Genomic DNA, 11,824 nt, shown 5'->3' on the forward strand with positions numbered 1-11,824 from the left:
GTGACGATCGTCGCAGCGGCGGACGGCTCCGCCCTCGGTAACCCCGGCCCGGCCGGCTGGGCCTGGTACGTCGACGACGACCACTGGTCGGCGGGAGGCTGGCCGCACGGCACGAACAACATGGGCGAGCTCATGGCGGTCATCGACCTCCTGGAGTCCACCGCCCACGTCGACGACGACCTGCGCATCCTGTGCGACAGCCAGTACGTGATCAATTCGGTGACCAAGTGGATGCCGGGCTGGAAGCGCAAGGGGTGGCGCAAGTCCGACGGCTCCCCCGTCCTCAACCGCGAGCTCCTCGAACGTCTCGACCGCGCGCTGCACGGCCGCAGCTACACGTTCGAGTGGGTCAAGGGCCACGCCGGCCACGACCTCAACGAGGCCGCCGATCAGCGCGCGCGAGCGGTCGCCACGGCGTACCGCGACGACGACGCCATCCCGATCGGCCCCGGCTGGCCCGGTGCCGCGGTCCACGAGCCCGAGCCTGCGCTCGCCCGTCCCGCTCAGGCGGAGGCGGCTGCGACCACTCCCCCCACCACCGCCGCGAGCGTCGAGCTCGACCTCTTCGACGACCTCCTGACCATGTCGGAGACCGACGAAGAGGTCGTGGCGCGCCTTGAGCGAGAGCTCATCGAGCCGTCCGTCCGCGCCGACGCGTCGCGCGTCGCCGCGCTGCTGCACCCCGAGTTCGAGGAGATCGGCCGGTCGGGCCGACTCTGGGGGCGCGACGCGATCGTGGAGGCCCTGGCCGAAGAGGATGCGCCCGCCGCCGAGATCGCCGTGCTGGGCACCGAGCGACTCGGCTCCGACGTCATCCTGCTCACCGCGCGAACGGTCGACGAGCGTGGAGCCAGCCTGCGCAGCTCGCTGTGGCTGCGCAGCGGCGGGCGCTGGCGCCTACGCTTCCACCAGGGCACGCCGGAGGCGTAACAGCCCCCGGTTGATCTGCCGGGCCCAGAGCGGGCCGACGTAGAGGAACGCGGTGTAGCCCTGCACGAGCGTGGCTCCCGCGTCGAGTCGGCGCTGCACGTCCTCCGCGGTCTCCACTCCACCGACGGAGATGACGCACAGCTCAGGGGGTACGTGCGCCCGGATGAGCCGGAGCACCTCGAGCGACCGGGCGGCCAGCGGAGCACCCGAGAGACCGCCGGCTCCGGCGGCCTCTACCACGGCCGGATCGGTCGATAGGCCTTCGCGCGAGATGGTCGTGTTCGTCGCGATGATGCCGGCGAGCCCCAGCTCGACGGTGAGGCCGGCGATCTTCTCCACCTGCTCGTCGGTCAGGTCGGGGGCGATCTTCACCAGGAGCGGAGTCGCGCCGGCGACCTCCTTCACGGCGCTCAGGAGAGGGGCCAGCAGCTCGAGCTCCTGGAGGCCGCGCAGACCCGGAGTGTTCGGCGAGCTGACGTTCACCACGAGGTAGTCGGCGACCGGCGCGAGAGCGCGTGCGCTCGTCAGGTAATCCTGCGTCGCATCCTCGACCGCGACGACGCGGCTCTTGCCGATGTTCACCCCGAGCACCGGCCGCTGCCGAGCGCGGCGCACCTTCAGGAGGCGGTTGGCCGCGTCACCGGCCCCACGGTTGTTAAAGCCCATCCGGTTGATCACCGCGCGGTCCGGGATCAGCCGGAAGAGCCGCGGCCGGTCGTTCCCCGGCTGGGCGAGTGCGGTGATGGTGCCGACCTCGACGTGCCCGAACCCGAGGTCGCCGAGCCCGATCACGGCCTCGCCGTCTTTGTCGAACCCGGCGGCGACGCCGAAGGGCGACGCGAACCGCAGCCCGAGCGCCTCGACGGCGAGCGACGGGTCGGGCGCGGTGAACCGGCGGACCAGCCCGCCCAGCCCGAGGGCGGGGAGGGCGCGGATCACCAGGAAGGCGAGGTGGTGCGCGCGCTCCGGATCGAGCTTCGACAGGACGAGGGAGAAGAGTGTGCGATACATGCCGGTACGAGAATAGCCGCTGCGCACGGCCGAGCTCAGAAGGAACGCCAAGCGATGCCGCGACCCCAGCGCCGCGCGGTGAAGCTCAGGGGCACCGAGGAGCGATGCCACGACCCCAGCGCCGAGGGAGCCTGCGACCGAGGTGGAAGCCTACGACAGAGCTCACAGCCTACGACCGGACTCCTCGTCTCGACCCGTCAGGCCTCGACGTCGACCGGTTCGCCGCGGTGCTCGATGCGCAGCTGCCGGATGGCCTCTTCGAAGTCGTCGAGCGAGTCGAAGGCCTGGTAGACGCTCGCGAAACGGAGGTAGGCGACCTCGTCGAGCTGGCGCAGCTCGGGGAGGATGGCGAGGCCGATGTCGTTGGCCTCGATCTGGGAGGCGCCGGTCGAGCGGATGGTCTCCTCCACCTTCTGGGCCAGCACCGCGAGGTCGGAGTCGGTCACCGGGCGGCCCTGGCAGGCCTTGCGGACGCCGAGCACGATCTTCTCGCGGCTGAACGGCTCGACCACACCGCTGCGCTTGATGACGCTGAGGCTCGCGGTCTCGGTGGTCGAGAACCGCCGGCCGCACTCCGGGCACTGCCGACGACGCCGGATCGAGAGCCCGTCATCGCTCGTGCGCGAGTCGATGACACGGGAGTCAGGGTGGCGGCAGAATGGGCAGAACATGAGAGAAATCCTACCGCGCGGTGGAGCTTAGGGCAGCGCGGAGCGATGCCGCGACCCCAGCGCCGAGGGAGCCTGCGACCGAGGTCAAGAGCGTGCAACCGACGTCCCTCACTCGAAGCGGATCGTCACCGCTTCGCCGTGCGCAGGGAGGTCCTCCACCGAGGAGAGCGCGACGATCCGCTCGGCGACCGTGCGCAGCGCCTCGCGGTCGTAGCGGACGACCTGCTGCGGCCGGAGGAAGGAGTACGCGCCGAGACCGGGCGAGAACCGGGCCTGGCCGCCGGTCGGGAGCACGTGGTTGGAGCCGGCGAGGTAGTCGCCGAGGCTAACCGGCGCGGTCGGGCCGACGAAGATCGCGCCGGCGTTCTGGATGAGCGCGAGCACGGCATCCGGGGCGGCAGTCTGCAGCTCGAGGTGCTCCGGCCCGTAGGCGTTGCTGAACGCGGCGGCGGCGGCGAGGTCGTCGACGAGCACGATCGCCGACTGCTGGCCCCGGAGCGCCGTGCGCACGCGCGCGGCGTGCTTGGTGGCGCCAGTGAGCTCCTCGAGCTCCGCGGACACGCGGGCGGCGAAGCCGGGGCTGTCGGTGACGAGCAAGGAGGCCGCGGCTTCGTCGTGCTCCGCCTGGCTGATCAGGTCGGCGGCGACGTACCGGGCGTCGGCGGAGTCGTCGGCGATCACCAGGATCTCGGTGGTGCCGGCCTCCGAGTCGATGCCCGTCTGGCCGCGTACGAGGCGCTTGGCCGCTGCGACGTAGATGTTGCCGGGGCCGGTGATGACCTGGACCGGGTCGAGGCCGATGCCTTCGACGCCGAACGCGAGCGCGCCGATCGCTCCGGCACCGCCCATCGCGTAGACCTCGTCGATGCCCAGCAGGCCGGCGGCACCGAGGATGGCCGGGTGGACCGCGCCGCCGAAGTCGCGCTGCGGCGGGCTCGCCAGGGCGACGGACGTGACGCCTGCGACCTGGGCGGGAACGGCGTTCATGACGACGCTCGACGGGTACACCGCCTTGCCGCCCGGCACGTAGAGGCCGGCGCGCTCGACCGGCTGCCAACGCTGTGCGATCGTCGCGCCCGGACCGATGCGGGTCTCGGCCGCCGGCGGCACTTGCGCTGCGGTCGCCTGGCGCACTCGCACGATCGCCTCCTCCAGTGCCGCCCGCACCTCCGGCGCGAGTGCGGCGACAGCGGCGGCGATCTCGGACGCGGGGACGCGGATCGACGCGGGAGCCCCGCCGTCGAACTTCTCAGCCTGCTCGGCGAGTGCGGCAGCACCCCGGGCACGGACGTCGTCGATCAGCTCGCCGGCCACGTGCATAGCGACCTGGACGTCGACGACGGGACGAGGGACGAGTCGCTCGAAGGCGGCGCGGGTAGGCTGGACGCCGCGGAGATCGATGGTGTTCATCATGGCCGTCCCAGCCTATCCGCTCCCGACCTCCACGCTTCGGGAATTCCCCCACGCTGAACGGTGCTTCTTAACCTGTATGAACGATGCGACCGACCGCACTTCCGACCTCTCCGCGTTCCGCCAGGCCTTCCGCCGACACGCCGCCGGGGTGGCGATCGTGACCGCCCAGACGGCGGACGGGAGCCCGGTCGGCTTCACCGCCACATCGCTCGCGTCGCTTGCCGCCGTCCCCCCGCTGGCGACGTTCAACATGGCGCTCTCGGCGTCGAGCTGGCCTGCGATCCTCGAGACCGACCGGGTCGTCATTCATATGCTCGGCGTCCGCAACAAGGGCGTCGCCGAGATCCTCTCGGCGGACAATTCGCGCCGCTTCCTCGGTGACCACTGGCATCGGGGGCCGTATGGCCTCCCTGTCATCAACGGCGTCACGTCGTGGATGGTCGGTCGCATCGTCGAGCGGTTCGCGGTGCACAACAGTGCTGTGATCGTCGTCCAGATCGAGCAGGGCGAGCTCGGCGAACCGGACGAGCCGCTGCTCTACCACGAGCGCCGCTACCACCGGCCCAGCGAGCTCGACTGAACAGGCCCCACTTTTGCGCCGAAAGTCGCGTTCGGCGGCGGGAGAAGCGACATTCGGCGCAAATGAGCTCGGGCTAGACCAGGCAGTTCGGGCCGAGCAGGCCCTTCAGCTCGCCGTAGAGATCCGGAGAGACCTTGACCGAGGTCGGCACGCCGAGCACGCGGATGCGGTCGCCGGTGATCAGGCGGATGCGCACTTCGTTCTCGCCCGGATGCCGCGAGAACGTCTCACCGAGGCGCGTCACCAAATCCGGTGTGGCGCGGCGGTCGAGCATGGTGATCTGCAGCGGGCTGCTGTCTTCGATCGGGCCGAGGTCTGGGTTCATCAGACTGAACGCGTGCAGGTTCATCCCGTCGTCGCGCAGGCTCACCCGTCCACGCACGACGACGATCGAGTCCGCCGTCAGCAACGGCGAGAACTCCTGGTATGCCTTGCCCATGAACATCACGGTCATCTCGCCGCCGAAGTCCTCGACGGTGATCATGCCGTACTGGTTGCCCGACGCCTTCGCCACACGGTGCTGCACGCTCGTCACCAGACCGGCGATCACGACCGTCTCACCATCCTGGATACTGTCCGAGCCGACCAGGTCCGCGATCGAGGTGCTCGCCATCTTCGCGAGCTGCAGCTCGAGTCCCGCCAACGGGTGGTCGGAGACATACAGGCCGAGCATGTCGCGCTCGAACGCGAGCTTGTCGCGCTTGCCCCACTCCGGCCGGTCCGGGATGTTGTGCTGCGCCTGCCCCGGCTCGTCGGCCTCCCAGAGGCTGTCGAAGTCGAAGCCGACGTCGCCGTTGGCCTCGTTGCGCTTGATCTTGACGGCAGACTCCACCGCGTCTTCGTGCACCTCGACGAGAGCCCGGCGTGTGTGGCCGAGCGAGTCGAACGCGCCTGCCTTGATGAGCGACTCCACAGTCCGCTTGTTCGCGGCGTGGATGGGGACCTTGGATAAGAAGTCGTGGAACGACTCGAAGCGCCCCTTGCCTTCCCGAGCCTCCCGGACGCCCTCGACGACGTTCGCGCCGACGTTGCGCACGGCGCCCATGCCGAACCGGATGTCCTCGCCGACGGCAGCGAAGTAGAGGTTCGACTCGTTCACGTCCGGCGGCAGCACCTTGATGCCCATGCGACGGCACTCGTTGAGATAGAGGGCCATCTTGTCTTTGGAGTCGCCGACGCTGGTGAGCAACGCGGCCATGTACTCCGCGGGGTAGTGCGCCTTGAGGTAGGCCGTCCAGTACGAGATGACGCCGTAGGCGGCCGAGTGCGCTTTGTTGAACGCATAGTCGGAGAACGGCAGGAGGATCTCCCACAGCTTGCCGACGGCCTCCATCGAGTAGCCGCGATCGACCATGCCCTGAGAGAAGCCCTCGAACTGCTTGTCCAGCTCGGACTTCTTCTTCTTGCCCATCGCACGACGCAGGATGTCGGCCTGTCCGAGCGAGAAGCCCGCGACCTTCTGCGCGATCGCCATGACCTGCTCCTGATAGATGATCAGGCCGTAACTGGTGGAGAGGATGTCCGCCAGGGGCTCGGCGAGCTCCGGATGGATCGGCGTGATGTCTTGCAGGCCGTTCTTGCGCAGGGCGTAGTTGGTGTGCGAGTTCGCGCCCATCGGGCCCGGACGGTACAGCGCGATCAGTGCCGAGATGTCCTCGAAGTTGTCGGGCTTCATCAAGCGCAGCAGAGACCGCATCGGCCCACCGTCGAGCTGGAACACGCCGAGAGTGTCGCCTCGAGACAGCAGTTCGTAGGCCGGCCTGTCGTCGAGCTCGAGATCCTCCAGGACGAGGTCCACGCCGCGGTTGTCGCGGATGTTGTCGAGCGCGTCGTTGATGATCGTCAGGTTGCGCAGGCCCAGGAAGTCCATCTTGATCAGACCGAGCGACTCGCAGGCCGGATAGTCGAACTGCGTGACGATCTGGCCGTCCTGCTCGCGCTTCATGATCGGGATGACGTCGATGAGCGGATCGGACGACATGATGACGCCTGCCGCGTGCACACCCCACTGCCGCTTGAGGTTCTCGAGCCCGAGCGCCGTGTCGAAAACGGTCTTGGCCTCGGGATCCGACTCCACGACGGAGCGGATGTCGACGGCCTCCTTGTAGCGCGGGTGCTCCTTGTCGAAGATCCCGGTCAGCGGGATGTCCTTGCCCATGACGGGCGGCGGCATCGCCTTCGTGAGCTTCTCGCCCATCGAGAACGGGAAGCCGAGGACGCGCCCGGAGTCTTTCAGCGCCTGCTTGGCCTTGATGGTGCCGTAGGTGACGATTTGCGCGACGCGCTCCTCGCCGTACTTCTCGGTCACGTACTTGATGACCTCGCCGCGGCGGCGGTCGTCGAAGTCGACGTCGAAGTCGGGCATGGAGACGCGGTCCGGGTTGAGGAAGCGCTCGAAGATGAGCCCGTGCTGCAGTGGGTCGAGGTCGGTGATGCGCATGGCGTAAGCGGCCATCGAGCCGGCGCCCGAACCGCGGCCCGGGCCGACGCGGATGCCGTTGCGCTTCGACCAGTTGATGAAGTCGGCGACGACGAGGAAGTAGCCGGGGAAGCCCATCTGCGAGATCACGCCGATCTCGTAGTCGGCCTGCTTGCGCACCTCGGGCGTGATGCCGTTCGGGTAGCGCTGCTCGAGGCCCTTCTCGACCTCCTTGACGAACCAGCTCTGCTCGTTCTCGCCCTCCGGCACGGGGAAGCGCGGCATGTAGTTGGCTGAGGTGTCGAACGTGACGTCGACCCGTTCGGCGATCGCCAGAGTGTTGTCGCAGGCGTCGGGGTGGTCGCGGAACAGCTGGCGCATCTCCTCCGGCGTCTTGAGGTAGAACTCGTCGGCGTCGAACTTGAACCGGTTGGGATCGTCGAGCGTGGACCCGGACTGCACGCACAGCAGCGCGGCGTGGCTCTTGGCGTCGGCCGCGTGCGTGTAGTGGAGGTCGTTGGTGGCCACCAGCGGAATGCCGAGCTCTTTGCCAACCGGATCAGGTCGCTCATGATCCGGCGCTCGATGCCGAGACCGTGATCCATGATCTCGGCGAAGAAGTTCTCTTTGCCGAAGATGTCCCGGAACTCCGCCGCCGCCTTCTTCGCCTTCTCGTACTGGCCGAGGCGGAGCCGGGTCTGCACCTCGCCGGACGGGCACCCGGTGGTGGCGATGACGCCCTTGGCGTACGTGCTGAGCAGCTCGCGGTCCATGCGCGGCTTGAAGTAGTAGCCCTCGCGGGAGGCCCGCGACGACAGCCGGAAGAGGTTGTGCATCCCCTCGGTGGTCGCGGCGAGCATGGTCATGTGCGTGTAGGCGCCTGAGCCGGAGACATCGTCACCGCCGCCGTCGCCCCAGCGGATGCGGGTCTTGTCGGTGCGGTGCGTGCCCGGCGTGAGGTACGCCTCGGTGCCGATGATCGGCTTGATCCCGGCGTCCGTCGCCGTGCGCCAGAAGTCGAAGGCTCCGAACATGTTGCCGTGGTCGGTGATCGCCACGGCCGGCATGCGCTGTTCGACGGCGGCGTCGATGAGCGGTTTGACGCGTGCGGCCCCGTCGAGCATGGAGTACTCGCTGTGGACGTGGAGGTGGACGAAGGAGTCGGTCGAGGGCACTTTTCGCTCCGGGTCGAGGGCTTAAGGAAAGCCAACCGCTCAGGGCGCTTCTGGTCAAATCGCTACGCCGACCGAGGACCAAAAAAGAACGGACCGATCACGCGCGAAGTATTTCGAGGGCGTGCTGGAGGTCGTCCGGGTAGCCGGTGGTGAACGTCACCCACTCCCCCGTCGCCGGGTGATCGAACGCGAGCTTCACCGCGCTAAGCCACTGCCGGGTGAGCCCCAGCCGCGCCGACAGCGCGGGATCGGCGCCGTACATGGTGTCGCCCACGCAGGGATGCCGCTGCGCGGCCATGTGCACGCGGATCTGATGCGTGCGCCCGGTCTCCAGGTGGATCTCGAGGAGGCTCGCCGCCGGGAACGCCTCGATCGTCTCGTAGTGCGTGACGGACGGCTTGCCGCCGGCGATGACCGCGAACTTCCAGTCCGACCGCGGGTGCCGCCCGATCGGCGCATCGATGGTGCCGGTGAGCGGGTCGGGGTGGCCCTGGACGACGGCGTGGTAGATCTTCTCGACCGTGCGGTCGTGGAAGGCGCGCTTCAGCACCGTGTAGGCGTGCTCCGACTTGGCCACGACCATGAGTCCGCTGGTGCCCGCGTCGAGGCGGTGCACGATGCCGGCGCGTTCGGCGGCCCCGGACGTCGAGATGCGGAAGCCCGCGGCGGCCAGAGCCCCCAGCACGGTGGGGCCCTCCCAGCCGACGGAGGGGTGCGCCGCGACGCCGACGGGCTTGTCGATCACGACGATGTCGTCGTCGTCGTGCACGATCGTCAGCTCGGGGACGGCGATCGGCACGATGCGCGCTTCCCGGCGCGGCTGCCAACTCACCTCGAGCCAGGTGCCGGCCGTCAGGCGATCGGACTTGTCGGCTTCGCGTCCGTCGACCGTGACGCCGCCGGCCTCCGCGATCTCGGCGGCGAAGCTGCGCGAGAAGCCGAGGAGCTTGGCCAGGCCCGCGTCTACGCGCGACCCGTCGAGTCCATCGGGAATGGGGAAACTGCGCGACTCCATCAGACCTGCGGTGTGCCGGGCTCGTCGACGCGGTCGGCCTCGGCGACGCGGTCCGCCCTGTCGATGCGGGCGGCCTCGGCGGACTGCGCGGTGGCGTCGGCGTCCGCACGGTCGTCGGCGGCCTCGTAGGCCGCGTCGGGCTCGATGTCGTCGTCATCGCCCGAACGCCGGCCGTCCAGGCCGATGCCGCGCAGCGTGAGGATGAGGAACAGCGCCATGCTCGAGACGATGGCGACGTCTGCGAGGTTGAAGATGGCGGGGAGCAGAGGGATCTGCAGGAAGTCGACGACATGGCCGACTCCGAAGCCCGGCTCGCGGAAGAGCCGGTCCGTCAGGTTGCCGAGCAGGCCCCCGAGGAGGAGTCCGAACAGGACCGCCCACGCGGTCGAGCGGATGCGCGGCGCGTACCAGATGACGAAGCCGAGCACGCCGACACCGACGATGGAGAAGATCCAGGTCGAACCGCTGCCGATCGAGAAGGCGGCGCCCGGGTTCTTGACGAAGTGGAACTGGAGGAGCTGTCCGAGGACCTCGATCTGCTGGCCCTCGTAGAGGTGCGACACGACCAGGACCTTGGCGATCTGGTCGACGAGGTACACGCAGAGCGCGACCACGGCCAGGATCGCCAAGGCCCTGATGCTGGCCTTGGTCCTGGAAGGACTAGCCTCCAAAGCCGGGGAAGATCGGGGGCTGTGCGCCCTGGTCCTGGCTGTTCGTGTCGCCCGAGCCGGCGGGGACCGGAGTCGGGACGCTGCCGGCGCCCTGAGCCGGACGGCCCTGGCCGAATCCGGACGGCGCGGCGACGGGCTGGCTGTCGAGGTCGCGCAGCTGGCCCTCGATGTAGCCCTTCAGGCCCTGACGGTAGTCGCGCTCGAAGGTGCGGAGCTCGTCGATGCGACGCTCCAGCCCCGTGCGCTCCTGGTCGAGGGCGCTGATCTGCGCACGCTGCTTGGACTCCGCCTCGGCGACGATGCGGGCGGCGGTGGCATGCCCCTCCGCGATGAGCGCGTCGCGCTTCTCGACGCCCTCGCGCACGTGCTCCTCATGGAGGCGCCGCGCGAGCTGGAGGAGGTTGTTGGTCGCGTTCGGGTCGTTCGCGTCGGTCGCACCGGCGGCGAACCCGCCAGCGCCCGCAACGGCGGCCGCCGGCGCGGCGGACGCCTGCTGCCGTGCGGCCTCGGCCTCGCGCTGCGCGGTTGCCAGGCGCTGCTTGAGGTCGTCGTTCTCCTGCTGGAGGCGCTGCACCTCGCCGTTGTCGGCGGCCGGAGCGGCCATGGCAGGAGCCGGGGCGGAGCCTGCGCTGCGCTGCAGCTCGGCGATCCGCGAGTCCGCCGCCACGAGGCGCTGTTTGAGCTCCTCGTTCTCCTGAGTCATCCGACGCAGTTCGACGACGACCTCGTCGAGGAAGTCGTCGACCTCGTCCTGGTCGTAGCCCTCACGGAACTTCGTCGGTTGGAACCGCTTGTTGACTACATCTTCCGGAGTCAGCGCCATGGCAAGCCACCTTAGATCATGAAAAAGACGAACATTGAGTGCGTTCAGCCAACGCTAGCAAAGTGCACTGCCGGAGCGCACTTCGCCGCACCCGTGGTGCGTCGGCCTCGACCACATTACAACGCGTGCGCGTCGTGTTCCGACATCGACTCTCGGGAGGAGGTCAGGTGAAACTCAGGGTCACGTATAGCCCGATGATGACGACGAGCATGGTGAGGCTCCAGCCGAAGTCGATGGCGACGGGTCCCATCGACAGCGGCGGGATGATCCGACGGAAGAAGCGGATCGGCGGGTCGGTGACCACGTAGGTGGACTCGGCGAGCACCAGCCCAAAGCCCCGCGGGCGCCATTGCCGCGCGAACGTACGCACCAAGTCGAGCACGAACCGCGCCCAGAGCACGAAGAAGTAGATCAGGAGGACGTAGTAGAGGGCGTTCGCGATGATCGAGACGACAAGCACGCTTCCAGTATGAACGACCGAGAATGCACGAAAGCGCACCGTCCAGCAGGACGGTGCGCTTTCACACGGAGGCGGTCAGGCCTGCGCGAAGAAGGAGGCGTCGACATCTGCGTCCTGTCCGCCGTGCTCTCCGGAGACCACGACGTGCGACGGAGACAGCAGAAACACCTTAGGAGTCACCCGCTCGATCTTGCCGTACAGCCCCTGGGAGAGGCCGCTCGCGAAGTCGATGAGGCGGCGCGCGTCGCTCTCGCTCATCTGCGAGAGGTTGATGATCACCGGGATGCCCTCGCGGAAGGACTCGGCGATCGCCTGCGCGTCGCGGTACTGGCGGGGGTGGACTGTGAGGATCTCGTTCATTTCCTGTACCGAAGCATTCCGTGCGATGGACGATTTGCGCAGCGGTGTGACCGGAGCGCGGCCGGCCACAGGGGCGACCGGAGCGGGGTGCGGGACGGGCTGGAGCGGCGCAGGCGCGGGATGCTCACGACGCGGCTGGTGCTGTGCCTGTTCCTGAGGCTGGTCGTCGAACTCCAGCTCCTCGTCGGCGAGGCCCAGGTAGACCATCGTCTTCTTCAGCGGGTTGGCCATGCGCTTCCTCCGTGTAGACCGGTGCGCCGACGCCTCGCGCGCACTGTATGAACCTTCTCTTTTCG

Annotated in this window: 10 protein-coding genes and 1 pseudogene; 2 read left to right on the forward strand and 9 right to left on the reverse strand. The window is 68.6% G+C overall.

The window, feature by feature from the left end:
• On the forward strand, positions 1-930 hold the full coding sequence (locus ACPPVW_RS17710) for an RNase H family protein (RefSeq protein ID WP_426624374.1): 930 nt from the start codon (positions 1-3) through the stop codon (positions 928-930).
• On the opposite strand, the gene ACPPVW_RS17715 is transcribed toward ACPPVW_RS17710, so the two are convergent.
• The 3 genes from ACPPVW_RS17715 to hisD form a co-directional block, all read right to left on the reverse strand.
• Entirely contained in the window at positions 898-1,941 is a 1,044-nt protein-coding gene (locus ACPPVW_RS17715; RefSeq protein WP_426624375.1) for a quinone-dependent dihydroorotate dehydrogenase, read from the reverse strand. The two genes, ACPPVW_RS17710 and ACPPVW_RS17715, sit on opposite strands and share 33 nt — an antisense overlap.
• A gap of 197 nt (positions 1,942-2,138) precedes the next feature.
• Positions 2,139-2,612 (reverse strand): transcriptional regulator NrdR, encoded by a 474-nt coding sequence (gene nrdR, locus ACPPVW_RS17720; RefSeq protein ID WP_426624376.1) that lies wholly within the window; start codon positions 2,610-2,612, stop codon positions 2,139-2,141.
• A gap of 108 nt (positions 2,613-2,720) precedes the next feature.
• Complete coding sequence (gene hisD, locus ACPPVW_RS17725; RefSeq protein WP_426624377.1) at positions 2,721-4,025, reverse strand: histidinol dehydrogenase; 1,305 nt, start codon at positions 4,023-4,025, stop codon at positions 2,721-2,723.
• Between the two features lie 76 nt (positions 4,026-4,101).
• Here hisD and ACPPVW_RS17730 point away from each other — a divergent pair, with 76 nt between their 5' ends.
• Positions 4,102-4,605 carry a flavin reductase family protein gene (locus ACPPVW_RS17730; protein WP_426624378.1) on the forward strand — a complete coding sequence of 168 codons (504 nt, stop codon included), beginning with the start codon at positions 4,102-4,104 and terminating at the stop codon, positions 4,603-4,605.
• A gap of 73 nt (positions 4,606-4,678) precedes the next feature.
• Here ACPPVW_RS17730 and dnaE read toward each other — a convergent pair.
• From dnaE to ACPPVW_RS17760, 6 genes and pseudogenes are all read right to left on the reverse strand, one after another.
• Positions 4,679-8,148 (reverse strand): annotated as a pseudogene (gene dnaE / locus ACPPVW_RS17735) (DNA polymerase III subunit alpha).
• Between the two features lie 148 nt (positions 8,149-8,296).
• Entirely contained in the window at positions 8,297-9,214 is a 918-nt protein-coding gene (locus ACPPVW_RS17740) for an RluA family pseudouridine synthase (RefSeq protein WP_426624379.1), read from the reverse strand.
• Entirely contained in the window at positions 9,214-9,843 is a 630-nt protein-coding gene (gene lspA, locus ACPPVW_RS17745; RefSeq protein ID WP_426624380.1) for a signal peptidase II, read from the reverse strand. The genes ACPPVW_RS17740 and lspA overlap by 1 nt, the downstream gene beginning before the upstream one ends.
• Positions 9,844-9,874: 31 nt before the next feature.
• Positions 9,875-10,708 (reverse strand): DivIVA domain-containing protein, encoded by an 834-nt coding sequence (locus tag ACPPVW_RS17750; RefSeq protein ID WP_426624381.1) that lies wholly within the window; start codon positions 10,706-10,708, stop codon positions 9,875-9,877.
• 163 nt (positions 10,709-10,871) lie between these two features.
• Positions 10,872-11,168: a YggT family protein gene (locus ACPPVW_RS17755; protein WP_426624382.1), complete on the reverse strand. Its 297-nt coding sequence runs from the start codon at positions 11,166-11,168 to the stop codon at positions 10,872-10,874.
• A gap of 75 nt (positions 11,169-11,243) precedes the next feature.
• Positions 11,244-11,759 carry a cell division protein SepF gene (locus tag ACPPVW_RS17760; protein ID WP_426624383.1) on the reverse strand — a complete coding sequence of 172 codons (516 nt, stop codon included), beginning with the start codon at positions 11,757-11,759 and terminating at the stop codon, positions 11,244-11,246.
• Positions 11,760-11,824 lie beyond the last annotated feature (65 nt).

Origin of the sequence: Leifsonia sp. McL0607, assembly GCF_049993355.1 — a bacterium.
Lineage (GTDB): Bacteria > Actinomycetota > Actinomycetes > Actinomycetales > Microbacteriaceae > Leifsonia.